The organism is Chitinophaga hostae (assembly GCF_018224885.1).
GTDB lineage: Bacteria > Bacteroidota > Bacteroidia > Chitinophagales > Chitinophagaceae > Chitinophaga > Chitinophaga hostae.
Genome location: NZ_JAGTXB010000053.1, coordinates 1 through 998, shown reverse-complemented (window position 1 = coordinate 998; position 998 = coordinate 1). Strand labels below are relative to the sequence as shown.

Genomic DNA, 998 nt, shown 5'->3' with positions numbered 1-998 from the left:
CGCCCTCGTTTTTAAGTTCTTTAGGCGATTTTCTTTCTAAGATTATGCGCCAGAGCCAATAATCCGGTCTCTATTTCGACCTTTTCGATTCCACGAAGCATAAATCTTCTGAAGTGGTGATTTTGTTTGATGTTACCAAACACAGATTCTACATCAAAACACCGTTGTTTGCGTTTTGCTATGCCTCGCTTTGTTTTTAGCCGTTTATCTGCCCTGGATTTTAGTCGCTTCAGATTGTGATTAATCTCGATTACCCTGTTGCCTTTGGCCTGGTGGCATAATTCCTTTAACCGGCAATATTTACAACTCTCTGTTTCGTATTTGGTAATTGTTTGCAGATAACCGGTCCTCGTCGCCCTGATATAAGTACCAATATTATTCATCGGCTTATCTTTAGGACATTGATACTGGTCTTTGGCTTCGTCGTAAACTAGTTTATCAGCTGAGTAGGGTTTCTTTTCCTTATTTTGTTTGCGCTGCTTCCTGTCAAACTGATTGTGTTTTACATAGGCTGTGATTCGCTTTGATTCAAGCCATTGGTAATTTTGTTCGCTCCCATAACCAGCATCCGCTGTGATATTAACCGGTTTTTTCTTGTAAGTCTTTATATGCTGTTCCAGGTGGGCGATTAGGGTATTGGTGTCAGTACTTTGCCTGTGGAGGCTGTAGTTAACAATGTATTGATTATTGGTACTTATCTGAACATTATAAGCTGGCTTCAGTTGGCCATTTCTCATATGGTCTTCCTTGAGCCGCATAAACGTTGCATCCGGGTCTGTTTTGCTCATACTGCTTCGGTCAGCACCTATCATGGCTTCCTGTTCTTCGTATTTATCAAGGGTTGACGGCCAGTTCTTCCTGCCGTAGTTAAGCTTCTGACGGATATTTTTATCAACCTCTTTATCCTTTAATGCCTCGTTTATTTTATTGATTGTTTCAGTTACTTTCTCACTATCAATCTTATCAAAACCACTCGGGTCGGTGTCATCCATTTCTGC

Annotated in this window: 1 protein-coding gene; it reads right to left on the bottom strand. The window is 40.9% G+C overall.

All coding sequences use genetic code 11. The features are described from left to right. Positions 1 to 20: 20 nt before the first annotated feature. The coding region (locus tag KE626_RS34470; protein ID WP_211977705.1) for a transposase at positions 21 to 998 on the bottom strand (978 nt) is incomplete at its 5' end.